The organism is Demequina salsinemoris, from assembly GCF_000974805.1.
Classification (GTDB): Bacteria; Actinomycetota; Actinomycetes; order Actinomycetales; family Demequinaceae; genus Demequina; species Demequina salsinemoris.
Window position 1 is genome coordinate 537,462 of sequence record NZ_BBQZ01000002.1, and the last position, 24,415, is coordinate 561,876.

The window sequence follows — 24,415 nt, forward strand, 5'->3', positions numbered from 1 at the left end:
CTAGCAGGACCTGGCGTTCGGAGCCGCCCCGTCCTCGCCGAGCGCCGACAGCGGCACGCGCACGTCGCCGTCCATGTGCTTGGCGCGGGACGAGATCTCGACGTGGCGACCGTGGACCATGGGGCGCTGCTGGGGGTTGCCGAGGTAGCCGCATGTCCGCTTGACGACGTCGCAGGTCCGCGGGTCCTCATTGCCGCACTCGGGGCACGCGAACCCCTCCGCCGTCGGGTTGAAGTCGCCCGCGAAGCCGCACTCGTAGCAGCGGTCGATCGGCGTGTTCGTGCCCAGGTAGCCGACGCGGTCGTAGGCGTAGTCCCACACGGCCTCGAGCGCCTTGGGGTTCTGACGCAGCACGGGGTACTCGCAGTAGTGGATGAAGCCGCCGCCCGTGTACTGGGGGTAGTCCTTCTCGAAGTCGAGCTTCTCGAACGGCGTGGGGTTCTTGCGCACGTCGTAGTGGAAGCTGTTCGTGTAGTAGTCCTTGTCGGTGATGTCCGGGACGGAGCCGAAGCGCTCCTTGTCGAGGCGGCAGAAGCGGTCCGTGAGGCTCTCGGACGGCGTGGAGTACACGCTCACCCAGTAGCCGGACTCCGCCGCCCAGGTCTTGGCGTGGTCCTTGAGGGAGGCCATCACGCTGAGCGTGAGCTCCTTCGCCTCGGGGTTCGACTCCCACTCCGGGCCGTAGAACGCGGTGGCGACCTCGTACAGGCCGATGTAGCCCAGCGACACGGTCGCGCGGCCGTTCCGGAACAGCGTGTCCACGTCCTCGGTCGGGGCGAGGCGCTGGCCGAAGGCGCCGTGGACGTAGAGGATCGGGGCGTTGCCCGGCATGGCCTCCTTGCAGCGCTCGACGCGGAAGAGGATCGCGTCGTGCATGATCTGGAGCCGCTCCTCGAGCAGCGCCCAGAACGCGCCCAGGTCACCCTCGGCCTCCATCGCGATGCGCGGCAGGTTAAGCGTCACGACGCCGAGGTTCATGCGGCCCTCGACGACGTCGTTGCCCTGCTCGTCCTCCCAGCCCTGCAGGAACGAGCGGCAGCCCATGGGCGCCTTGAACGAGCCGGTGATCTCGACGACCTTGTCGTAGCTCAGCACGTCCGGGTACATGCGCTCGGTCGCGCACTGGACCGCGAGCTGCTTGATGTCGTAGTTGGGGTCCCCCGCCGACAGGTTGAGGCCGCGCTTGAGCGTGAAGAGCAGCTTCGGGAAGATCGCGGTGCGGCCCTCCTTGCCCAGGCCGCGACGGCGGATCGCGAGGATCGCCATCTGGATCTCACGCTCGTACCAGCCGGTGCCCAGGCCGAATCCGACCGAGGTGAACGGCGTCTGCCCGTTCGACGTGAACAGCGTGTTGATCTCGTACTCGAGCGACTGCATCGCGTCGTAGATGTCCTTGCGCGTGCGCTCCTGCACGTACTCCTCGCGCTTGGCCTCATCGTCGATCCAGCGCGCCGCCTCCGCGGAGTGCTTGTCGTAGTTGAGCTCCGCGTACGGGGCGAGCAGCTCGTCGATGCGGTTGACCGTCGCGCCGCCGTACTGCGAGGACGAGACGTTGGCGATGATCTGCGCGATCTGGGCGGTGGCCGTCCCGATCGACTTGGGAGGCTCGACCTGGGCGTTCCCGATGCGGAAGCCCTGCGACAGCATCGACTTGAAGTCGATCAGGCAGCAGTTCGTCATGGGCGCATAGGGGTGGTAATCGAGGTCGTGGTAGTGGATGTCGCCCTTCTGGTGGGCGTTCGCGACGTGCGGGGGCAGCATGCGCAGCCCGATCGACTTGCCGACCATGCCCGCGGTCAGGTCGCGCTGGGTGTTGAACACCTCGGCGTCCTTGTTCGCGTTCTCGTTGACGACAGTGGCGTCCTTGTCGAGCAGCTTGTTGATCGAGTGGTTGAGGTCGGTCGCCTGCGAGCGGGCGAAGTCGCGCTGCACGCGGTAGTCGATGTAGGCGCGGGCCACGTCGTACAGGCGCGCCTCGAGCAGCACATGCTCGACGACGCTCTGGATCTCGTAGATCTTGACGGTGTCCACGAAGCGCGCGCGGATCTCCGAGTCGATGCGCGCGACGAGCTCGCCGACGGTGCGCTCGTCAAGGGGCGACAGCGGGCCGTTGACCTCCTTGTACGCCTTGATCAGGGCCGCGCGGATGCGCGAGTCGTCGAAGCGCAGGGTGCGTCCGTCGCGCTTGATGATGTTGAGGACCGCCTGCGCCGCGCCCTTGACTGCGGCTGGTGCCTGGGTCCCGCTCTCAACGATGCTCATGGTTCATCCCTCCACAGTCGACGGTACGCCCCGGGACTGACAATCTGCCGATCCCCCACCGCCTCGACCACAACATGTAGTGCCTCGGGCGTGGAATCAAACTAGATGTCGTAGTTGGGTACCGTTGGGACCAAGGTCCCACCCGGGCGTCGACCGGGCCATGCGGAGGGCCCCTGAACGGCCATCGACGCAGGGTCACGCACGGAGATTCCGAGAAGAAATCTCGCGGCTTCTCGGCGTGTCGGATCGAGCTCCTGGCGTGTCGCGGGCGGACCTGACGGCCCGGAGGCTCAACGAGCCGCCGCGGCCCGCACCTTCTGTCCGAGAAGCGGATCGAGCATCGCCCCGGTCGCGCTCATCACGGCGTCGGCCCCGGCCTCGCGCAGGGCCGTGAAGTCGGCCACGGTCAGCACGCCGCCGACCCCGATGAGCGTGACGTCCGAGCCTCGGCGCTCGCGCAGGGCGGCGAGGCGCTCGATCATCTCGAGCCCGGCCCAGCGGATGGCGCCGCCGCAGACCCCCGACACCTCGCGGCCCTCACCCGGCAACGCCTGCGCGCCGGAGGCGTCGACGAGCCGCGCGGGAAGCGTGTTGATGGCCGCGTACCCGTCGACGATGCCGTCGGTGAGCGCGACGAGGCGCTCGAGCGCCGCATCGTCCTGGAAGTAGGCGAGCTTGAGCACCAGGGGCGTGTCGCCGATCTGGTCCTTCACCGCTCCCGCGATGCGCGTCACCAGCTCGGGATCGAAGCACAGGAGGTTGCTCGTGCCCTCGTTCGGGCAGCTGAGGTTCATCTCCATCGCGCGCGCACCGGTCTCCGCGACGAGCCGCGCGGCGAGCACGTGGTCCGCGACGTACGCGTCGACCGAGCCGTCACCCGACCCCGTCGTCCCCTGGAAGGAGCCCACGAGCAGCTGGCCGTCGCCGGCCGCGGCGACGGCGCGGGCCATGTCGGCCTGCCACACGTCGGGGTCGCTCGACGGCACGCCGAACGAGTTGGAGATGCTGCGCGCCGTGCCCCACGCATCGTCCGCGAGCAGCGGCATGGGCGTGTCCGACGTGAGGTCGCCGTCGAGGTGCACGGCAAGCGTGTTGGGGAACCGGTGCGCGCGGTGCGCGCGGGTCCGCACGGTCTTGTAGACGTTGACGTCGAAGCCGAGGCGGAACGCGGCGGCGCACGTCGCGCTGCCGACGAGCGGGCCCGCGGGGATCCCGAAGGGCGACGACACGGGGTTGCCCCAGAGCTCCGCCGTCGCGGGCATCGTCGGCGCGGTGACCTCGGGGACCCCGAAGGGCCCCTCGGCGAGGTTCTCCTCGTAGGTGCGGGTGGGATCGTAGAAGGCGTGCATCGGCGTCGAGGATACCCCTCGCCCGCGGGCCCCTCGCAGGGCCGAGGACCCTGCTAGGTCCTTGGTCCCCCTCGAAGCATGCGCATGGGGTAAGACTGGGATTGCTCGCGACGACGCGAGGATCACGATGACCAGCACAAAGGGGTGCCCCATGGTGAAGTACGTCTTCGACTTCAGCGAAGGCAACAAGGATCAGAAGGACCTTCTGGGCGGCAAGGGCGCGAACCTGGCCGAGATGACGAACCTGGGGCTTCCGGTGCCCCCGGGTTTCACGATCACCACGGAGGCCTGCCGCACCTACATGACCACGAGCGCGCTGCCGCCTGAGCTGCGCGTCCAGGTCACGCTCGCCGTGAGGAAGCTCGAGGACGACCTGGGCCGCCTGCTGGGAGACGCCCACGATCCCCTGCTCGTCTCGGTCCGCTCGGGAGCCAAGTTCTCGATGCCCGGCATGATGGAGACCGTCCTCAACGTCGGCCTCAACGACTCCTCCGTCCACGGCCTCGCGGCCTTCGCCAACAACGAGCGCTTCGCGTGGGACTCCTACCGGCGCCTGATCCAGATGTTCGGCAAGACCGTGCTCGACATCGACGGCGACCTGTTCTCCGACGCGCTCGACGCGAAGAAGGCCTCGCGCGGCGTCACCGCTGACACCGCGCTCGACGCCGATGCGCTCAAGGAGCTCGTCGACGACTACAAGGGCATCGTCCGCGACCAGTCGGGCCGCGAGTTCCCGCAGCACCCCCGCGAGCAGCTCGACATGGCGATCGAGGCCGTCTTCAACTCGTGGAACACCGAGCGCGCGCGCCTGTACCGGCGGCGCGAGCGCATCTCCGACGATCTCGGCACCGCGGTCAACGTGGTCGCCATGGTGTTCGGCAACCTGGGAGACGACTCCGGCACGGGCGTGTGCTTCACGCGCGACCCCGCGACGGGCATGACGGGTGACTACGGCGACTACCTGCAGAACGCGCAGGGTGAGGACGTCGTGGCGGGGATCCGCAACACGCTGTCCCTCGCGGACTTCGAGAAGCTCGACCCGAAGGCGTACGCCGACCTTCGCGCCGCGATGCGCCGCCTCGAGGGCCACTACCGCGACCTGTGCGACATCGAGTTCACGGTGGAGCGCGGCAAGCTGTGGATGCTCCAGACCCGCGTGGGCAAGCGCACCGCGGCCGCGGCCTTCAAGATCGCCAAGCAGCTCGTCGACGAGCACATCATCACGCTCGACGAGGCGCTCGAGCGCGTCACCGGCGAGCAGCTGAGCAAGCTCATGTTCCCGCAGTTCGACGCGGGCGCCGAGCGCACCCTGCTGGCGACCGGCATGGCGGCGTCGCCCGGCGCGGCCGTCGGCGCGGCCGTGTTCTCGTCCGCGACAGCGCAGGAGTGGGCGGCGCAGGGCAAGAAGGTGATCCTGGTCCGTCGCGAGACGAACCCCGACGACCTGGGCGGCATGATCGCGTCGGTCGGCGTGCTCACGTCCCGCGGAGGCAAGACCTCGCACGCGGCGGTCGTCGCGCGTGGCATGGGCACCACGTGCGTCGTCGGCGCCGAGGCGCTTGCGGTCGACGTGAACGCGAGGACGTTCACGGTGGGAGACAGGGTCGTCACCGAGGGCGAGCTCATCGCGATCGACGGCACGTCGGGTGAGATCTTCCTGGGCGACGTGCCCGTGGTGTCCTCTCCCGTCGTCCGCTACCTCGAGGACGGCCTGGAGGCGACGGTGGCCTCGCTCGCCGGCGACGAGGACACGATCGAGCTCGTCGAGGCCGTGGACGCGATCCTCAGCCATGCCGACTCGGCCCGCACGCTGGGTGTGTACGCGAACGCGGACACGCCGCTGGACGCGCACCGTGCGCGTGCCCTGGGCGGCGAGGGCATCGGCCTGTGCCGCACCGAGCACATGTTCCTCGGCGATCGCAGGGTGCTCATCGAGCGCCTCATCCTCGCCAAGGACGATGCGACCCAGCAGGAGGCGCTCGACGCGCTCCTTCCGCTTCAGCGGGAGGACTTCATCGGGCTCCTCACCGAGATGGACGGCAACCCGGTCACGATCAGGCTGATCGACCCGCCGCTCCACGAGTTCCTGCCGGACTTCACCGAGCTGTCGGTCAAGGTCGCGCTCGCCAAGGAGCGCGGCCAGAGCGGCCCCGAGGTGGACAGGGACGTCGAGCTGCTCGCGGCGGTCGACAAGCATCGCGAGGCGAACCCGATGCTCGGCCTGCGCGGCGTCCGGCTGGGCATCGTCATCCCGGGTCTGTTCGCCCTGCAGATGCGGGCGATCGCCCAGGCGCATGCCGCTCGGCTCAAGGCGGGCGGCGACCCGCACGCCGAGATCATGATCCCGCTGGCCGCGTCGATCATGGAGCTGCACCTCGTCAAGGATGAGGCGGACCGGATCCTCGCGGAGGTCGCGGACGAGGAGGGCGTCGAGCTCGACATCCCCGTCGGGGCGATGGTCGAGCTGCCGCGCGCGGCGCTCACCGCCGACAGGATGGCGGATGTGGCGGAGTTCTTCTCCTTCGGCACGAACGATCTGACGCAGACCACGTGGGGGTTCTCCAGGGACGATGTGGAGGGCGCGTTCTTCCACGAGTACACCGAGCACGGGGTGTTCTCCGTCTCGCCCTTCGAGTCGATCGACACGCAGGGGGTCGGCAGGCTCGTGCGCATCGCCGCCGAGGAGGGACGCGCCTCGCGGCCGGACCTGAGACTGGGCGTGTGCGGCGAGCACGGCGGCGATCCGCAGTCGATCCACTTCTTCAACGAGGTGGGCCTGGACTACGTCTCATGCTCGCCGTTCCGCATCCCGATCGCACGCCTCGAGGCGGGACGCGCTGCGGTCGTGACCGGCGGGGGCGACACGCGCTGACGCTCCCTTGACGTGCCGCCTCCGCGAGACCCGCCGGAGACGGCGACAGGAAGGCCCCGAGCCCGCTCCGACAGGAGCGTGAGGCTCGGGGTCTTCGTCGTCCCACGCTCCCCCGCCGCCCCGATTCGCCGAACTGTCCGTTACGCGCCTTTTACACAAATCGGCGTCAGACGTGACCCTGAGTGCCATATGTCACAACACGGCGACAATTTGATCACTTTTCGATGACGGCGCAGTAAAGTCATCACCATGCTGAGGTCAATCCTTACCGCAATGGCGCGGTTGGCAGGAGCGACGGTCATCGCGATCGCGCTCGGGGCACAGGCGTGGGCCGACCTGACCCACGGAACCTTCACCTGGGCGCAGCTGCCCGGCTACTTCACCCCCCTCGCGAACCTCGCGGGCATCCTCGCTCTCGTCGTCGCAGCGTTCGCAGGGCGGCACGACCCCGCGTGGGTGCAGACGCTGCGCGTCAACGCCGCGACCTATCTGGTCGTGGTCGGCGCCGTGTACTGGCTTCTCCTCGCACCTCACGCGGGCCACCCGTACTTCCCGTGGGCCAACGCGGTCATCCACGGCGGCGCGGGCCTGATCGTCGCCGCCGACTGGGTGCTCATCGGGGGGCGGCGGCGACCACGGTGGCGCGACGTCTGGAGCGTGCTGATCATGCCCGCGCTGTGGCTCGGCTACCTCTTCGTCCGCGCGACCACCGACGGCTGGGTCCCGTACCCCTTCCTCGACCCAGCGCTCGGCTTCGCGACCGTCGCGACGACCGTGAGCGTGATCGTGCTCATCGGGCTCGCCGTCTCGGCCGCCCTGCGCGCGCTCGGCGCGGTGGCTCCCCTGCCGTCGCGAGATCCCGCACCCGCGACCCACCGCGGCTGACGGCGTCGCTCACGACTGTCCGGGTGGCAGCGGGATCGCGCAGACCGCGCCCTCCGAGAACCCGGCGGCCTCGAGGTCGAAGGCCACCCCGTACCGCCCCCGCATGTTCTCGAGCGCGATCTGGTGGGTGAGCTCGACGAGGGCCCGCGAGGTCAGTCGTGCCGCGAGCTCGGCGTACAGCTCGTCGGACACGCGCGCGGGGGTCGAGGACATCCCGACCGCGTACTCCATGACGAGGCGATCCATCGCGTCGAACACGGGGCTCGTCCTGAACTCGGGCAGCGCGAGCAGCTCCTCATCGGTGAGGCCGTGGGCGCGCAGGATCTGCGAGCCGAGATCGATGCAGTACTCGCAGCTCACCAGCGTCGACGCCTTCACCGTCGCCAGCGCCATGAGGCGGGGCTCCACCGCGTCCATGCGCGCCGTCGCCTGCTCGAGCCGGGCGTAGGCGCGCAGCAGGCCCGGCGCGTGCGCATAGATCTCGAGCGGTTCGAGCATCCTCGCGGGGCTGCGCCCGGCAGCCCGGGACAGTCCCCGGCGCGAGAAGAAGTAGAGGATCCGCGTGCCGACGCCGGCGCGCGCACCTGGAACACCGTCGATGCGTGCCATCCACCACCACCCTCCCCGGCGGTTCCTCCAGGGTACGCGCGCCCGCATCGTCCTGGTCTGACGACAGCGATTCGTGCTGGAAAGCGCGCGAAAGTCCCAGGACCGCGTACCGTTGAGCCATGCCTACTGACTCCGGATCGGCCCCCGACGCGCCCGACACCCTCTCCTTCGCCGATCTCGGACTCGAAGGACCCGTGCTCGAGGCGGTGCGGTCCCTCGGCTACGAGACCCCGTCGCCGATCCAGGCACGCACCATCCCGATCCTGCTGTCCGGCCGCGACGTCGTCGGCCTCGCGCAGACCGGTACGGGAAAGACCGCCGCGTTCGCGCTGCCCATCCTCGCCCGCCTCACCCGCGGCCAGCGCCGGCCCCAGGCGCTCGTGCTCGCCCCCACCCGTGAGCTCGCCCTCCAGGTGTGCGAGGCGTTCGAGAGCTACGCGTCGAAGTCGGAGGGCGTCCGCCTGCTCCCCGTCTACGGTGGCCAGGCCTACGGCGTGCAGCTGTCCGCGCTGCGCAGGGGCGTCGACGTGGTCGTCGGCACCCCCGGCCGCATCATGGACCACCTCGACCGCGGCACCCTCGACCTGTCCGAGCTCAAGTACGTCGTGCTCGACGAGGCCGACGAGATGCTCCGCATGGGCTTCGCCGAGGACGTCGAGACGATCCTCGGCGCGACGCCCGAGGACAAGCAGGTCGCGCTCTTCTCGGCCACGATGCCCAACCAGATCCGGCGCCTGTCCCAGAAGTACCTGCGCGACCCCGAGGAGGTGACGGTCAAGGGCAAGACCAGCACGTCCTCGACCATCACCCAGCGCTACATCGTCGTCTCCTACGCGCAGAAGACCGACGCCCTCAGCCGCATCCTCGAGGTCGAGAACTTCGAGGCCGTGATCGTCTTCACGCGCACCAAGAACGAGACCGAGCAGGTCGCGGAGAAGCTCCGCGCGCGAGGCTTCGCGGCCGCCGCCATCAACGGCGACGTGGTCCAGCAGCAGCGCGAGCGCCTGGTCCAGCAGCTCAAGGACGGCAACCTCGACGTGCTCGTCGCGACCGATGTCGCCGCTCGCGGCCTCGACGTCGAGCGCATCACGCACGTCGTCAACTACGACATCCCCGTCGACACCGAGTCCTACGTCCACCGCGTCGGCCGCACCGGCCGCGCCGGACGCACGGGAGACGCGATCAGCTTCGTGACGCCGCGCGAGCGTCGTCTCCTCGGCGCGATCGAGAAGGCCACGAGGCAGCCCCTCACCCCGATGCAGCTGCCGTCCGTCGGCGACGTCAACGCCACGCGCCTGACCCGCTTCGACGACTCGATCACCGCCGCCCTGTCCGAGACCGAGCGCATCGACCGCTTCCGCGACATCATCGCCCACTACGTCGAGCACCACGACGTGCCGGAGACCGACGTCGCCGCCGCGCTCGCGGTGGTCGCGCAGGGCGACAAGCCGCTCCTCCTGGGAGACGAGGACGAGCTGCCGACCCAGTCGTTCTCCGAGCGCGGCAAGCAGCAGCGCGATCGCGACGGCGACCGCGGCCCTGGCGGCCCTGGACGGCGCGACAGCGCCGGGCGCATCACGTACCGCATCGAGGTCGGCCGCCGCCACAAGGTCGAGCCGCGCCAGATCGTGGGAGCGATCGCCAACGAGGGCGGGCTGGACCGCAGCGACTTCGGCGCGATCAAGGTCAACTCGACCTTCTCGCTCGTCGAGCTGCCGGAGAACCTGCCTCAGCACGTGCTCGACAAGCTGTCGCGCACCCGCATCTCGGGCGAGCTCATCGCGCTCAAGCCCGACAAGGGGACGCGCGCCTACCAGTCGAACAAGAAGCGGTACAGCGACCGCAAGGGCGGCGACCACCGCCCCTCGCGTTCGCATCACGACGGCAAGGGCCCCCGCAAGCCGCGCCGGGACTACTGAGCGGAGTCCCTGGACCGCGAGCGGCCCCTGGGCCGCGGAGCGGGGCTCGGTGAGTCCCGCCGTCTGAGACGGTCGCTAGACCCTGACGCGCGAGCGGCTCCACCACAGTGACAGCCCAACTGCGGCCGTGACCAGCAGCCCGGCGGCACCGGCGAACCACGCGCCGATGTCCTGCTGCTCCTGCTGCACCGCCACGACCTCGTCGAGCCCGGTGAGGACGTCCGCGAGCTCGGACGCGTCCTCGGCCGCGAAGTACTCGCCGCCGGTGAGGTCGGCGACCTCCTGCAGGGTGGCCTCGTCGAGCGTCTGGCTGGGTCCCCCGCCTCCGCCGCTCATCGCCATGTCGCCTGAGTCGACCTGCGACGAGTCGCAGACCGCGGGCGATGCCTCGTCGGTGCCGAACCCGATCGTGTACACGCGCAGGCCTCGCGCGGCGGCCTCCTCGGCCGCGGTCACGGGCTCCACTCCTGCGGAGTTCGTGCCGTCTGTCAGGACGACGATGGTCTCGGCGGCATAGGAGTCGTCGTCCGAGTCGTCCTCGTCCTCGGTGACCTCGACGCCCGTCGAGGCGACGTCCGAGTCGACCTGCGCGATCGCGTCGATCGAGGTGAGGATCGACTGCCCGATCGCGGTGCCCCGCGACGTGGTGAGGGAGCCGATCGCGTCGATCAGCTCGTCCCGATCCGTCGTCGGCTCGGACACCAGGGAGGCGCTCGACGAGAACGCCACGATGCCGATCGCGACCGACTCGTCCTGGGACTCGACGAACTCGATCGCTGCTTCCTGGGCGGCCTCGATCCTGTTGGGGTCCACGTCGGTCGAGCACATCGAGCTCGACACGTCGATCGCGAGCATGATCGTGGCCTCGCTCGTCGCGACGTCCACCGTGGTCTGAGGGCGTGCCACCGCCGCTGACGCTGCCACGATGCCAAGCGCCAGCAGCGACGCCGGGACCCAGCGCCGAGCACGGGACTGGGTCGCGACCGCGGCGCGTACGGCCCGAACGGACGGGATCACCACGGCGTTGCGGCGACGGCGGCGACGCGTCAGCCACCACACGGCGACGAGCGCGGGCAGCAGCAGGAGCGCCGCGAGGGCGAAGGGCCAGGCGAAGGACATCAGAGCAGCCTCCCGGTCCGCACGATCGTGATCCCCGCGCCGGCGACGAGCAGCGCGAGCGCGAGCGCGGCAAGGAACGGCGTGAGCTCCCGCTCCTCCTCCTGCACGGTGACCCGCAGGTCGAGGCTCGAGGCCACGTCGTCGAGCTCGGAGACGTCGGACAGTGCGTGATAGGAGCCGCCGGTGGTCGCGGCGATCTCGGTGAGCAGCTCCTCGTCGAGCGCCGTCGACGCGGTGTAGCCGTCGACCTCGATCGTGGTGCCCTCAGTGGTGCCTACACCGACCGTCTCGACGTGGACGCCCAGCTCGGCGGCGAGCTCGGCGGCGGCGATCGCATCGGGGTCGCTCGTCTGCTCCCCGTCCGAGATGAGGACGATCGTGGCCGATCCCCAGTAGCCGAGGTCGGACGTGTCGCTCGTCTCCGTATAGTCGGCGGCCTGCGCGTCGGTGCCGTCGAGCGTGCTCGTGCCGTCGTCTGTGGTGCCGTCGTCTGTGCTGCCATCGAGCGTCACCGTCTCCCCGGTGATCGCGCTCAGCGCGGTGAGGATCGCCTGGCCGAGCGACGTGGATCCCGAGGACGAGGCGCTCGCGATCGCGGCGATCGCCTCGGTGTGGTCCTCGGACGGCAGCTGCGTGCTGAGCGCGCCGCCTGAGAAGGCCACGACTCCGACGTCCACGGACGATGCCTGCGCCTCCACGATCTCCGACGCCGCCTCCTGGGCGGCCTCGAGGCGGCTGGGCGACACGTCGTCGGCCGTCATGCTCGCCGAGGTGTCGATCGCGATCACGACCGTGCCCGCGGCACGCGGAAGCGTGATCACCGCCTGGGGGCGCGCCGAGGACACGAGCAGCAGGCCGACGCCCGCGATGAGCAGCGCCGTGGGCACCTGGGGGGCCCAGGATCGACGCGTCGGGATGCCAGCGGCGGCGAGCGCGCGTCGGCGCCGTCGCGCCAGGACCACGGCGCCGGCGGTGAGCGCGGCGACCGCGACGGCGGCCGCGAGCAGCATCCAGGGGCTGAGGAAGGTCACGCACGCCTCCACGCGGTGGAACGGACGATGCGGACGAGGACGTCGGCGAGCGAGTCGGCGGTGGAGACGGTGTGGAGGTCGACGCGCGCGGCGCGGGCGGCCTCGGCCAGCAGGGCGTCCTCGCGCGCGATCTCTGCCGCGAAGCGCGCACGGAAGCCGGGGTCGGACACGTCCACGAGCACCTGCTCCCCCGTCTCGGAGTCCTCCATGACGACGGGGCCGAGCTCGGGGAGCTCGCGCTCGAGCGGGTCGACCACGCGGATGAGCGCGACCTCGTGACGGCGCGCGAGCAGCGACAGCTCGCGCTGCCATCCGTCCTGGCCCACGAGGTCGGACACGACGATCACGAGCCCCCTGCGGCGGGCGGTGGCGGCGGCCACGCGCAGCATGCCGCGCAGGTCCGTGGGGGTTCCCGGCGTTCCGGCGGGAGCCGCGGCCCGCAGCTCGCGGGTCAGCAGCAGGGACTGGTGGCGACCGGAGCCGGGCTGGATGACTCGCAGCGCCTGGTCGTCGTACAGGAGGGCGCTGACCCTGTCGCCGGTCGAGCCCAGGAGCCGGGTGAGCGCGACCGCGATCCCGGCGAGCGCATCGTCCTTGCCTCTGCCCTCCGCGCCGAAGCGCATCGACGCCGAGCGGTCGAGGACGAGCCAAGCGGTGACCTCGCGGTCCTCGTCGTAGCGGCGCACGTGGGTCTCGTCGAGTCGCGCGGTCACCGCCCAGTCGATGCGACGGGCCTCGTCGCCATCCGCGTACGGTCGCACGTCGGCGACGTCCATGCCGCTGCCACGCTGGGACGTCCGGTGTCCTCCCTGGAGCCGGCCGTCCACGCGGTGGAGCAGCCTCCACTCGAGGCCTGTCAGGAGCCGCTCGGGGACATCGGTGGGCATCGTCACCGACCGGCAGTCGCGGGCGCGGGCTGCGGAGCGGGCACGGCGGTCATGACGCGGGACACGATCGTGTCCGCCGAGACGTCGTCGGCCATGGCCTCGTAGCTGAGGACGATGCGGTGGCGCAGCACGTCGGGAGCGAGGTCACGGATGTCCTGGGGCAGCACGTAGTCGCGGCCCCTGAGAAGCGCGAGCGCGCGACCAGCGAGGGCCAGGTTGATCGACGCGCGCGGGCTCGCGCCGTAGGTGACGTACTGGTCCAGCTCGGGCAGCCCCGCGGCGGCCGGGAACCGGGTCGCGTGGGACAGGCGCACGGCGTACTCCATCAGCGACGGGTCTACGTAGACCCGCTCGGTGGCGGCCTGGAGCGCGAGCAGCCGCTCGGGGTCGAGGACCTGCTCGGGACCGGGCCCCTTGGCGATGGCGCGGTCCACGACCGCGAACTCCTCGGTCGGGGTCGGGTAGCCGACCACGACCTTCATCATGAAGCGGTCCATCTGCGCCTCGGGCAGCGGGTACGTGCCCTCGGACTCGATCGGGTTCTGCGTCGCCATGACCAGGAACGGGTTCGGCACCTTGTGCGTCTCGCGGCCGATCGTGACCTGGCGCTCCTGCATGACCTCGAGCAGCGCGCTCTGCACCTTGGCGGGTGCGCGGTTGATCTCGTCGGCGAGCAGGAGGTTCGCGAACACGGGGCCGAGGCTCGTGACGAACTCGCCCGTGCCCTGGTGGAAGATCCTGGTGCCGACCAGGTCCGCGGGGACCAGGTCGGGCGTGAACTGGATGCGCTGGAAGGTGCCGCCTGTCGCGGTGGCCAGCGAGTTCACGGTGAGGGTCTTCGCGAGTCCAGGCACGCCCTCGACGAGCACGTGGCCGCGCGCGAGCAGCGCCACGAGCAGCCGCTCGAGCAGGTGATCCTGTCCGACGATCGTCTTCTTGACCTCGTAGAGCACCTGCTCCAGCTGGGCGGCGGGGGTCTCTTCCATGGCGGTCCTCTCGGGATGGTGCGGGTCGTACGTCATTGCTGGGGTCCTCCGTCTCCCTCTCCCCCGTCGCCGGCCAGGGCCGTGCCGACGGGCACTGCCAGGCCGATGCCGGAGAAGCCCTCGTCGTCGTCGGCCGTGAGCAGCGCGACGACGATGCCGACGACCTGCCCGTCCTCGTTGACGAGCGGGCCGCCCGCACTGCCGGGGTTCACGGCCGCGTCGAACTGGATCAGCCCCGACGCGGTGAGATCGGCGATGTCGACGTCGCGGTCCAGGCCCGACACGACCCCTGAGGACACCGACCATTCGAGCCCGAGGGGGTTGCCGATCGCGATCACCGAGTCGCCGATGGAGGCCGAGCCGCCGATGGTGGCGGGGACGAGCACGGACGGGAGGGCGTCGGGCGTGAGCGTCGCGGTGCCGGACTCCGTGTCGGCGTCAGCGATCGAGGCCGAGGCGGTCGTGCCGTCGTAGAAGGTGAGGGTGATCTCGTCGGCGTCCTCCACGAGGCTCAGCGCGGTGAGGATCGATCCGTCCTCGTTGACGACCACGCCGGCTCCTGTCGCGGTGGAGGTCTCGAGGACGACGACCGAGGGCGCGACGGTCTCGTAGATGTCCTGGGTGGTCACCGAGTCCGCCTGCGCCGAAGCGCTCGCGGTCGCAGAGGCCGTGGGCTCCGCCGCGGCGGACGCCGAGGCCCACCTGGCGGTGAACGCGGACACCGCGACGACGGCGACGAGCGCGACCACGCCGATGGCCGACCAGAGCAGCGCTCGGCGGCGGGGCGCACGGGTGTCGGGCACGGGATCCATGCCGAGCACGCTAGGGCCCGTAACTAAGAAATCACTGAGAAAGGCCACCAAGGTGGCTGGGGCAGCGCGCGGACGGGCCCCGTGGCCGCTACAGGGCCGCGCGCACGTCCCGTCCCTTGAGGGGCTTGCCGAACAACGGCGCGAGCAGGCACACGTCGCCCACGCCCACGCCGACGAAGACGGTTCCGACAGCGGCCAGGGCCCATCCGGCGCCGCCGGTCGCCACGCCGGCGCCGATCAATGCGAGGCCGATGACACCGCGCGTCCAGCGCCCCGCCGTCGAGCTCATGAAGCTCACCATGATGCGCCATCCTTCCGGGGCGGGCGGGCGCCCGCCTTCCTCAAGGCGACCATACCCCCGGGGGGATACATCTCGCGAGGTGTGACGGCGGGCTCAGGCCTGGACGGCCGCGAGATCGAACGCCTCGGGGCCGAGCGACGGCGGCGCGGAGGTCCCGAGGACCCACTCGAGGGCCCAGGGCAACGGCCCGTGGCCGTCGGCGGGGTTGAGATGCCCCGCCCCGGGGAGCTCGTGCACATCGGCGCGCCACCCACGCGTGAGCGACGCGAGGCTCTGCGTCCGGTGCGGGTCGGACTCGCGTCCGATGACGGTGACCGCGCCGGCACCCGCGGCGGCGCCCACGCCCATCACGTCGTCGTCGCAGCGGAAGGAGGACACGGCGTCGACCAGCTCATGCGGAGTGGGAGGCGCGACGAGCAGCACGCGACTCACCTTGAGATGGTCGGGCAGGTCGGCGCCCATGAGGCACCACAGCACGGTGCCGAGCGAGTGCGCGACGACGACGCGATCGCCGTCCCCCAGCATCTCGAGCTCCTGAAGCGCGACCTGACGCCATGCATCGAGGTCGGGAGCGGCGCACTGCGGAAGGAGCGGGAACTGCACGGGCACCCCACGGGACCGCAGGGACTCGCCGAGCGGCCAGAGCCAGTGCGCGGAGTTGCGCGGGGACATGCCGTGCAGGAGCAGGACTCGTGTCTGGGTCACCGGGGAGCCTTTCGTCGTCGGGGATCACGCACCCGACGGGGCTCCGGCATCATCGGCGGGCGACGAGCGCGCCCTCCCTCAACGGTATACCCACCCCCGCATGAGCGGCGCCACGCCGGCTACGACTCGACGACGGCTTCCGCAGGAAGGCCGAAGGCGAGCGCCACCCCGAGCACCGCGATGGTCGTCGCCAGCGCGAGCTTGACCACGAGTCGCACCATCCCGCACCTCCGGGAATCAGGTCCAGCGCGCACGCCCGACAGTGGACGTGTCAACGGACACGTGATCCCACGGTAGATCCGCACGGGACCGGTCGCAACGCGGTGAGGCGCGTCCGCTCGCGCGAGGACCCCCACTCCGCGGCGGCCGAGAGGAGAGCACGGCCGCCGCGGCGCGCGTCAGGCCTGAGCCTGGTCGATGTGGGACGGGACGGTCAGCGCGACCTTCCCCAGGGTGCCGCCGTCGGTGGCGGCGATGCTGACGCCGGTCATGTAGGTGGCATCGTCGGACGACAGGAACAGCACGAGGCCGACCGTGTCGTCGAGGTTCGGGGCGCGGTCCAGCTTGAGCGGGATCTCGGTGGCCGTCTTGTCCCAGCCGCCGGCGGCCTGCTCGTGCGAGTCCTTCGAGCTCTCGCCCGTGATGAAGCCGGTCGACATGCCGTGGGCCGGGCACACGGCGTTGACGCGGATGCCGAGACGTCCAGCCGACAGCGCCGCTGCCTTGACGAAGCCGTTGACGCCGTGCTTGGCGGCCGTGTAGCCGGTCCAGCCGGGGTAGGCGGAGATGCCGGCCGCCGAGCTGCAGATCACGACCGAGCCCTTGCCCGCGGGCTTCATGACGCGCACCGCGTGCTTCGTGGACAGGAACGCTCCCGTGAGGTTGACCGCGATATTGCGGTTCCACGCGTCGAGATCCATCTCCTCGAGCGGCACGAAGCCGAAGCCCGGCTCGGGGATGCCGGCGTTCGCGTACATCACGTCGAGCTTGCCGTACTCGGCGACCGTGCGGTCGACCATCGCGGCGACCGAGGGCTCGTCGGAGATGTCGCACGCGATCGCCATCGCCGTGCCGCCCGCGGCGATGACCTCGTCCGCGACGGCCTGGGCGCGGTCCTCGCCGATGTCGGCGACGACGACCTTGGCGCCTTCCTTCGCGTACCTGAGCACCGCGGCGCGGCCGAGGCCGGAGCCACCGCCGGTCACGATCACCACTGCGTCCTGAAACCTCATGACAACCTCCAAGGGTCGACGCGTCAGCGCTGTCGCGCTTCCGCGGAGCCGAGCATGCGGGGACTTCTGTGTCCGCCGTCGGGGGTGCCGGCTCGCGACCACTTTACTTAACCTGGTTAAGCACTTTGACGGGACGGAGGTCCCGACGCTCACTGATCCTGCGCGTACTCCTGCAGGCCGGCGGCGAAGCGCCCCAGGAGCGCGGCGAACTGCTTCCTCTCCTCGAGGCTCCACGACGCCATGATCCGGCGCGTCATGCGATCGCCCTCATCCATGAGCAGGGCCGCTCGCTGCTGCCCCGCGTCCGTGAGCGCTGCCACCCTCGCACGTCCGTCGTCGGGATCGACGACCTGCTCCACGAGGCCTCGCTCCCTGAGGCGCGCGAGGGCCTTGGTCATGGCGGCGGCCGTCACCTCGACCTGCTGAGCAAGCTCCCCCGGCCGCGTCGGCCCGCTCTCGTCGAGCTCCCACAGCACCCGCGCCTCTGTCGCTCCGACGCCCGCCTCCGCGCGACCGACGAATCGCTCGCGGAACCGCGTCGACATGAACAGCGCAAGATACCTGCGCTCGGCGAGCGCGACCTCGCGCACCAGCGCATCGTCCACATCCTCCACGGCCATGGCACGACAGTACCGACCACGATCTCTGCGAGGGATCTCCCCCCTTCCTTGGCGATTCCTGAGTAGGCGCTTCTAGCGTCGACGACCATGAAGACCAGACCCCGCAGGCCCCACCGCGTGCGCCGAGCCATTATCGCGGGCTCGGCCGCGCTCGCCCTGACCCTCGGCGGCACCACCGCCTGGGCGCTCAACCGCTTCGTGATCGACCACGTCGAGATCGCCAGCGCCTCCGAGTACGAGGCCTCAGTGCTCGGCACGAGCGACGACAGCGACACGGCGACCACGGACGACTCCTCTTCGTCGGACGACACGACGACCACGTCGGACACGTCCGACGACGACTCCCCCGAGGTCACGATCTCCACCTACACGTACGGCGAGGGGGACGATGCGGCGACGTACTACGTCGCGGACGTGACCTTCGACGACATCACGCAGCTCCAGTCGGCCTTCGCGAACGACGAGTACGGCACCAACATCGTCGAGTACCCCTCGGACATCGCGGACGATGTCGGCGCGCTGTTCGCGATCAACGGCGACTACTACGGCTTCCGTGACACCGGGATCGAGATCCGCAACGGCGTGATCTATCGCGACGAGGGTGCGAGGACCGGAGCCGTGATCTACGAGGACGGCACCATGGACGTGTACGACGAGACGACGACCACGGCGCAGGACCTCCTGGACGACGGCGCGTGGCTCACGCTGTCCTTCGGGCCCGCCCTGGTGGACGACGGGGAGATCGTCTCCGATCTCGACTCGTACGAGGTCGACACCAACATCGGCAACCACTCGATCCAGGGCGACCAGCCCCGCACCGCGATCGGCATGATCTCCGCCAACCACTACGTCTTCGTCGTCGTCGACGGACGCTCCGACGACAGCGCAGGCGTCACGCTGGACGAGCTCGCCGAGATCATGCAGGACCTCGGCGCCACCGAGGCCTACAACCTCGACGGAGGCGGCTCGTCGACGATGGTCTACGACGACGAGGTCGTCAACTACCCCGGCGGCTCGGGCAACGAGCGCGGCACCTCCGACATCCTCTGGTTCGGCTGACATGTGGGTTCTCATCCCGGCCTACGAGCCCGACGAGCGCCTCATCGATCTCGTCCGCGAGCTCGCGCCCGCGGCCCCCGTGCTGCTCGTGGACGACGGCTCCGGACCCTCGTACGGCGAGGTCTTCACCGTCGCCGAGGGCTACGGCGCCACCGTCCTGCGCCATCGCGTCAACCGCGGCAAGGCCGCGGCCCTACGCACCGGCCTCGCCTGGCTACTTGATCACTCGGCGAAGGTCGACGTGGTCTGCGCCGACGCCGATGGCCAGCATCGCCCTGCCGACATCATGCGGGTCGCCGCCGAGGTGAACCGACGTCGGAACGCCGCCGAGCCTCCCGCGGTCGTGCTCGGCGCGCGAGCCTTCGACGGCGACGTGCCGTGGCGCTCTCGCGTGGGCAATCGCGCGACGAGCGCGCTCGTGGCCGCCGCGTCGGGCGCCACGCTCGCCGACACCCAGACCGGCCTGCGGGCCTATCCCGCCGAGCTCGTCCCCTGGGTGCTCGGGGTCAAGGGCGAGCGATTCTCCTACGAGCTGCGCGTGCTGCTCGAGGCGGCGAGGGCGGGCATCCCGCTCATCGAGGTGCCGATCGCGACCGTCTACCTCGACGGCAACAGCTCCTCGCACTTCCGTCCCGTGCGCGACTCCGCGCTCGTCCTGTGGCCGCTCGCGGCGTTCGCCGCATCCTCGCTCGCCGCCTTCGCGCTCGACACCGGCCTGCTGCTCGCCCTGACCGCGCTCGGGCTGACCCTCGGGCCCGCTCTGATCGCGGCGCGTGTGTCGAGCGGTCTCGTGAACTTCGCGCTCAACCGCCGCGCGGTCTTCCGTTCCGAGGGTCGTCCGCTGCCCCAGCTGGCACGTTACGTGCTGCTCGCGGCCGCGGTCCTCGCCGCCGGCTACGCCTCGTTGTCGGTGCTCACGTGGGCGGGACTGCCGCTCCTCGCGGCCAAGGTGATCACGGACGGCGGACTCTGGCTCGCCTCATTCGGACTTCAGCGCGCCTTCGTCTTCGCGCCCCGCCAGGACAGCGGGAAGCCGGTGCCCTCCGGTCGTCCGCGAGAGCGCGAGATCAGAACGCGGTAGCCACGCCTCGCCTCCCCGAACTGGGGAGATGAGCGCAGACGACCGCGGACAGGAGAGCGCCCCTGGCCACCCGGGACCTCTGTCCCGGGTGGCACACCCCCCTGGGCATAGCGTGGACATGTGGACGTCACCGACGACGTTCCCCCGCGGCCCGCGTGGTCGCGCCGTCGCCGGGCGTCCCCAGGGACGGACGCATGAGGCAGGTCAGAATTCACGGTCGCGGCGGGCAAGGTGTCGTCACCGCCGCGGAGATGCTCGCCAGGGCGGGATTCCTCGCCGGCCACGAGGCGCAGGCCATCCCCTCCTTCGGATCGGAGCGCACGGGAGCACCCGTCGTCGCCTACTGCAGGTTCGCCGACGCTCCCCTGCGCACGCGCGAACCCGTCCTTCATCCCGACGTCGTGCTCGTCCAGGACCCGACGCTGCTCGGCCCCGCGCAGCCGTTCTCGGGGCTCGCCACGCACGGCCTGGTGATCGTCAACACCAACGCCGACGCTCCGACCGTCAGGGCCGAGGCCGGCGTCGACGACGCGAACGCGACCGTGATCACGATCCCCGCCATGTCGATCACCATGACGCACCTCGGCAAGCCCAAGCCGGCCGCCGCCATGCTCGCCGCATACGCCGCGGCCACCGACGACATCACGCTGGATGCCGTGAAGCAGGTCTTCCGCGACCGCTTCCCCGGCAGGGTCGGCGAGGCCAACGCGCTCGCGGCCGACGAGGCGTTCGCCTACGTCCGCGCGGAGCTCGCGGGCTCAGGCGGCGGAGGCGGGCTCGCAGCCGCGGCGACGAGGGGAGACTGACATGCGCGAGGTGCTCGAAGGCTCCCAGGCGGTCGCGAGGACCGTCGCTCGCTGCCGGCCCGGCGTCGTGTGCGCCTACCCGATCTCTCCCCAGACCCACATCGTCGAGGCGCTGTCCGTCATGGCTCGCACGGGCGAGCTCGCGGACTGCGAGTACGTCAACGTCGAGTCGGAGTTCTCCGCGATGTCGGTGTCGATCGGCTCATCGGCCGCGGGCTCACGCACCTACACCGCGACCGCCTCGCAAGGCCTGCTGTACATGACCGAGGCGGTGTTCAACGCGGCCGGCATGGGCCTGCCGATCGTCATGACCGTCGCGAACCGCGCGATCGGCGCACCCATCAACATCTGGAACGATCAGTCCGACGCGCTGGCGCTGCGCGACTCGGGGTGGCTTCAGCTGTACGCGGCCGACAACCAGGAGGCGGCTGACCTCCACGTCATCGCGTTCGCGGTCGCGGAGGAGCTCGGGATGCCCGCGATGGTGTGCATGGACGGATTCGTGCTCACCCACGCCTCTGACGTCGTGGAGCTCGCCGAGGCCGATGAGATCGACGCGTTCCTGCCGCCGTACCGCCCGCAGCAGGTGCTCGACGTCGAGCACCCCACGACGATCGGCACGATGGCCGGACCGGAGTCGTTCACCGAGACCAAGTACCTCCAGCACCTGCGCTTCCTCGACGCGACCGAGGTCATCGAGCGCTGGTCGCTGAAGTTCAGGGAGGCCTTCGGACGCGAAGCCGGCTGCCTCGTCTCCCGTTATGACCCCGACACGCTCGAGCGCGACCACGCAGCGCCGCCGGCCGCGGCCGAGGACATCGCCGTGATCGGGATGGGATCGGTGATCGGGACCCTCCAGGCCGCGCTCGCGCCGATGCAGGCTGAAGGCGACCACGTGCGGCTCATCGGGATCCAGTCGTTCCGCCCGTTCCCCGAGAAGGCGCTGCGCGAGGCGCTCGGCGACTGCCGGGACGTGCTGGTCATCGACCGCGCGCTCGAGCTCGGCGCCGGCGGCGTGCTCACCGGCAACGTCGGGCGCGCGCTCGCGGGCACGCGCTCGCGCATCCACTCGGTGATCGCGGGGCTCGGCGGGCGTCCCATCCTCGAGGCCTCCCTCAGGGACGTGATCAGGCGCACCCGCGCGGGCGACGTCGGCAGGCTCGAGTTCCTCGACCTCAAGGAGGGTGGCGTTCCCGTGCCCCCCGTCGGCGCGACGGAGGTGGCGCGATGACCACGGTGCACATCCCGTTCCTGCAGACCGGCACGCTCGCGGTCGGCGGTCGGCTGCTCGGCGAGGACGACCGGTCCGTGCAGTCCCACGCCGACCGCCCGTCGTCCCTGACCAAGGGCCACCGCGCCTGTCAGGGCTGCGCCGAGGCGCTCGCCGCGAGGTGGGTCATGGACACCGCGGTGGAGGCGGCCGACGAGAAGCTCATCGTCGCCAACGCGACCGGCTGCCTCGAGGTCTTCTCGACGCTCTACCCCGAGAGCGCGTGGAAGCCGCCGTGGATCCACTCGCTGTTCGCCAACGCCGCGGCCGTCGCGACGGGCATCGCAGCCTCACTGCACGCGCAGGGACGCGACGACATCCGCGTGCTCGCCCAGGGCGGCGACGGCGGCACGGTGGACATCGGCCTCGCGGCGGTGTCCGGGATGTTCGAGCGCAACGACGACGTCCTCTACGTCTGCTACGACAACCAGGGGTACATGAACACCGGCGTGCAGCGCTCGTCGGCGACTCCGGCGTCGGCCAGGACGGCGACCACCCCCGCGGTCGGACGCCAGCCCGGCGCGCCCCAGGGCCAGGGCAAGTCGATGCCCAAGATCGCGATGGCCCACGAGATCCCCTACGTCGCGACCGCGACCGTCGCGGACCTCAGGGACCTCGAGGCCAAGGTCCGCACCGCGATGTCCATCCACGGCGCCCGCTATCTGCACGTGCTCGTGCCGTGCCCCCTCGGCTGGGGAGCCTCCTCCGCGGAGTCCATCAAGCTCTCGCGGGCCGCGGTCCAGTCCGGGATCTTCCCGGTGATCGAGGCCCGCGCGGGCGAGCTCACCGACGTCCAGCCGATACGGCAGCGGATGGACGTCGAGGAGTACCTGAGGCCCCAGGCGCGCTTCGCGCACCTGTTCAAGCCCGGCGGCGAGGACGCCCTCGAGCGCTGGCGAGCGATGGCCGACGCGAACATCCGCCGCTACGACCTGATGGGAGAGCGCTCATGACCGGTCACGACGCACCTCCGACCCACGGCCTGTCCACGGGACCCGCGACGTCCCTCGCGTATCACACGGGCACGTGGCGCACCGAGCGTCCCGTGTACGTCGAGCTGCAGCCGCCGTGCTCGCTCGCGTGCCCGTCGGGCGAGGACATCCGCGGCTGGCTCGGGTCGACCCAGGAGGGCGACGCGGGCTTCGAGACCGCGTGGCGCCGCATCGTCTCCGCCAACCCTCTGCCGGCCGTGATGGGACGCATCTGTTACCACCCGTGCCAGAGCTCGTGCAATCGAGGACAGCTGGACGAGGAGGTCGGCATCAACGCCGTGGAGCGGTTCCTCGGCGACACCGCGCTCGCGAAGGGCTGGGCGCTGCCCACTCCCGGCCCGGCCACCGGGCGCAGGGTCCTCGTGATCGGCTCGGGTCCCGCGGGCCTGTCCGCCGCGTATCACCTGCGTCAGCACGGCCATGAGGTCGTGATCCGCGAGGCCGCCGCCGAGCCTGGCGGCATGATGCGCTACGGCATCCCCGCGTACCGGCTTCCGCGCGACGTGCTCGCGAAGGAGATCCGCCGGATCCAGGACACGGGCGTCGCGATCGAATGCGATGCACCGGTCACGGACCTCGACGCCGCGCAGTCCGAGTTCGACGCGGTCGTGCTCACGATGGGCGCCGGCGTCGCGCACCACGTGGATATCCCCGCGGGAGCGGCCTCGAAGATCGTCGACGCGATCGACGTGCTGCACGACGTCGCAGCGGGCAAGCCCCCGCTCGTCGGCCGCCGCGTCGCCGTCTACGGCGGCGGCAACACCGCGATGGACGCCGCCCGCACCGCGCGCCGCCTCGGCGCGCAGGACGCCGTCGTCGTCTACCGCCGCACCCGGGAGCAGATGCCCGCGCATCCGACCGAGCTCGAGGACGCGATCGGCGAGGGCGTGCGCGTGCAGTGGCTGTCCACGATCTCGCAGGTCGAGGGCCCGACGATCACGATCGAGAGGATGGAGCTCGACGACGAGGGACGTCCGCACGGCACCGGCGAGTTCGAGGAGCTCGACGCCGACACCGTGATGCTCGCGGTGGGCCAGGACGCCGACCTGACCCTCCTCGACGGAGTCGATGACGTGACCGTCGCGGACGGCGTGGTGCAGGTCGACCCCGGCACCCTCATGACGGGACGGGACGGCGTGTTCGCCGCCGGCGACGTCTCCCCCGGGTCGCGCACCGCGACCTACGCGATCGGGCGCGGCTCCCGAGCCGCCCAGGCGGTCACCGCGTACCTCGCGAGCCGGCCGGTCCCGCTCGAGCCGCCGGTGCGTGAGGCCACCTACGACCGGCTCAACCCCTGGTACTACTCCGATGCCCCCAAGCAGCATCGCACCGAGCTCGAGGCCGCGCGGCGCGTCACGGGCTTCGAGGAGGTGCTCTCGGGCCTCGACGCGGAGCACGCGGTCTTCGAGGCGCGGCGCTGCATGTCATGCGGCTCGTGCTTCGAGTGCGACAACTGCTTCGGCATGTGCCCCGACGACGCGATCAAGAAGCTCGGCCCCGGCCAGGGCTTCGCGATCGACTACGACTACTGCAAGGGCTGCGGCATCTGCGCGTCGGAGTGCCCGGCGGGCTCGATCGACATGATCCCGGAGGTGCGCTGAGCGATCCGAGACCAGCA

The 24,415-nt window shown here is 70.7% G+C and carries 21 protein-coding genes; 9 read left to right on the forward strand and 12 right to left on the reverse strand.

Annotated elements, in window-relative coordinates:
- Positions 1-2,262, reverse strand: coding sequence for an anaerobic ribonucleoside-triphosphate reductase (gene nrdD / locus AOP78_RS06040; protein ID WP_083979863.1), 2,262 nt, complete (start codon positions 2,260-2,262; stop codon positions 1-3).
- Between the two features lie 290 nt (positions 2,263-2,552).
- Positions 2,553-3,611 carry a tRNA-dihydrouridine synthase gene (locus AOP78_RS06045; RefSeq protein WP_062202309.1) on the reverse strand — a complete coding sequence of 353 codons (1,059 nt, stop codon included), beginning with the start codon at positions 3,609-3,611 and terminating at the stop codon, positions 2,553-2,555.
- Between the two features lie 151 nt (positions 3,612-3,762).
- Between AOP78_RS06045 and ppdK the strand changes: the two genes are divergently transcribed.
- Together ppdK and AOP78_RS06055 are read left to right on the forward strand one after the other, a co-directional pair.
- Positions 3,763-6,483, forward strand: a complete 2,721-nt coding sequence (gene ppdK, locus AOP78_RS06050) for a pyruvate, phosphate dikinase (RefSeq protein WP_062202310.1) — start codon at positions 3,763-3,765, stop codon at positions 6,481-6,483.
- Positions 6,484-6,756: 273 nt separating this feature from the next.
- Positions 6,757-7,368, forward strand: coding sequence for a Pr6Pr family membrane protein (locus AOP78_RS06055; protein ID WP_062202311.1), 612 nt, complete (start codon positions 6,757-6,759; stop codon positions 7,366-7,368).
- A gap of 9 nt (positions 7,369-7,377) precedes the next feature.
- On the opposite strand, the gene AOP78_RS06060 is transcribed toward AOP78_RS06055, so the two are convergent.
- Entirely contained in the window at positions 7,378-7,977 is a 600-nt protein-coding gene (locus tag AOP78_RS06060; RefSeq protein ID WP_062202312.1) for a carboxymuconolactone decarboxylase family protein, read from the reverse strand.
- A 119-nt stretch (positions 7,978-8,096) separates the two neighbouring features.
- Between AOP78_RS06060 and AOP78_RS06065 the strand changes: the two genes are divergently transcribed.
- Positions 8,097-9,896 carry a DEAD/DEAH box helicase gene (locus tag AOP78_RS06065; protein ID WP_062202313.1) on the forward strand — a complete coding sequence of 600 codons (1,800 nt, stop codon included), beginning with the start codon at positions 8,097-8,099 and terminating at the stop codon, positions 9,894-9,896.
- 75 nt (positions 9,897-9,971) lie between these two features.
- Here the strand turns inward: AOP78_RS06065 and AOP78_RS06070 are convergent, their stop codons facing one another.
- The 9 genes from AOP78_RS06070 to AOP78_RS06110 all read right to left on the reverse strand — a co-directional run bounded on the left by AOP78_RS06070 (position 9,972) and on the right by AOP78_RS06110 (position 17,589).
- Positions 9,972-11,015 (reverse strand): VWA domain-containing protein, encoded by a 1,044-nt coding sequence (locus AOP78_RS06070; protein ID WP_062202314.1) that lies wholly within the window; start codon positions 11,013-11,015, stop codon positions 9,972-9,974.
- On the reverse strand, positions 11,015-12,046 hold the full coding sequence (locus AOP78_RS06075) for a VWA domain-containing protein (RefSeq protein WP_062202315.1): 1,032 nt from the start codon (positions 12,044-12,046) through the stop codon (positions 11,015-11,017). Before AOP78_RS06075 ends, AOP78_RS06070 begins: the two co-directional genes overlap by 1 nt.
- Positions 12,043-12,933 carry a DUF58 domain-containing protein gene (locus AOP78_RS06080; RefSeq protein ID WP_062202316.1) on the reverse strand — a complete coding sequence of 297 codons (891 nt, stop codon included), beginning with the start codon at positions 12,931-12,933 and terminating at the stop codon, positions 12,043-12,045. Before AOP78_RS06080 ends, AOP78_RS06075 begins: the two co-directional genes overlap by 4 nt.
- Before the next feature lie 2 nt (positions 12,934-12,935).
- Positions 12,936-13,919: an AAA family ATPase gene (locus AOP78_RS06085; RefSeq protein WP_062202601.1), complete on the reverse strand. Its 984-nt coding sequence runs from the start codon at positions 13,917-13,919 to the stop codon at positions 12,936-12,938.
- A gap of 32 nt (positions 13,920-13,951) precedes the next feature.
- Positions 13,952-14,731: a S1C family serine protease gene (locus tag AOP78_RS06090; protein ID WP_062202603.1), complete on the reverse strand. Its 780-nt coding sequence runs from the start codon at positions 14,729-14,731 to the stop codon at positions 13,952-13,954.
- Positions 14,732-14,819: 88 nt separating this feature from the next.
- Positions 14,820-15,032: a DUF2892 domain-containing protein gene (locus tag AOP78_RS06095; protein WP_062202317.1), complete on the reverse strand. Its 213-nt coding sequence runs from the start codon at positions 15,030-15,032 to the stop codon at positions 14,820-14,822.
- Between the two features lie 93 nt (positions 15,033-15,125).
- Complete coding sequence (locus AOP78_RS06100) at positions 15,126-15,737, reverse strand: RBBP9/YdeN family alpha/beta hydrolase (protein WP_062202318.1); 612 nt, start codon at positions 15,735-15,737, stop codon at positions 15,126-15,128.
- Between the two features lie 398 nt (positions 15,738-16,135).
- Positions 16,136-16,969 (reverse strand): SDR family NAD(P)-dependent oxidoreductase, encoded by an 834-nt coding sequence (locus AOP78_RS06105; protein WP_062202319.1) that lies wholly within the window; start codon positions 16,967-16,969, stop codon positions 16,136-16,138.
- A 149-nt stretch (positions 16,970-17,118) separates the two neighbouring features.
- Complete coding sequence (locus tag AOP78_RS06110) at positions 17,119-17,589, reverse strand: MarR family winged helix-turn-helix transcriptional regulator (protein ID WP_062202320.1); 471 nt, start codon at positions 17,587-17,589, stop codon at positions 17,119-17,121.
- An 87-nt stretch (positions 17,590-17,676) separates the two neighbouring features.
- On the opposite strand from AOP78_RS06110, the gene AOP78_RS06115 reads away from it, so the two are divergent.
- From AOP78_RS06115 to AOP78_RS06140, 6 genes are all read left to right on the forward strand, one after another.
- Positions 17,677-18,648 (forward strand): phosphodiester glycosidase family protein, encoded by a 972-nt coding sequence (locus tag AOP78_RS06115; RefSeq protein WP_062202321.1) that lies wholly within the window; start codon positions 17,677-17,679, stop codon positions 18,646-18,648.
- A 1-nt stretch (position 18,649) separates the two neighbouring features.
- Entirely contained in the window at positions 18,650-19,729 is a 1,080-nt protein-coding gene (locus tag AOP78_RS06120; protein ID WP_062202322.1) for a GtrA family protein, read from the forward strand.
- 194 nt (positions 19,730-19,923) lie between these two features.
- Positions 19,924-20,535, forward strand: a complete 612-nt coding sequence (locus AOP78_RS06125; protein ID WP_062202323.1) for a 2-oxoacid:acceptor oxidoreductase family protein — start codon at positions 19,924-19,926, stop codon at positions 20,533-20,535.
- Between the two features lies 1 nt (position 20,536).
- Positions 20,537-21,766, forward strand: a complete 1,230-nt coding sequence (locus tag AOP78_RS06130) for a pyruvate ferredoxin oxidoreductase (protein ID WP_062202324.1) — start codon at positions 20,537-20,539, stop codon at positions 21,764-21,766.
- Complete coding sequence (locus tag AOP78_RS06135) at positions 21,763-22,758, forward strand: thiamine pyrophosphate-dependent enzyme (RefSeq protein ID WP_062202325.1); 996 nt, start codon at positions 21,763-21,765, stop codon at positions 22,756-22,758. The genes AOP78_RS06130 and AOP78_RS06135 overlap by 4 nt, the downstream gene beginning before the upstream one ends.
- Entirely contained in the window at positions 22,755-24,398 is a 1,644-nt protein-coding gene (locus AOP78_RS06140) for an NAD(P)-binding protein (protein ID WP_062202326.1), read from the forward strand. Before AOP78_RS06135 ends, AOP78_RS06140 begins: the two co-directional genes overlap by 4 nt.
- Positions 24,399-24,415 lie beyond the last annotated feature (17 nt).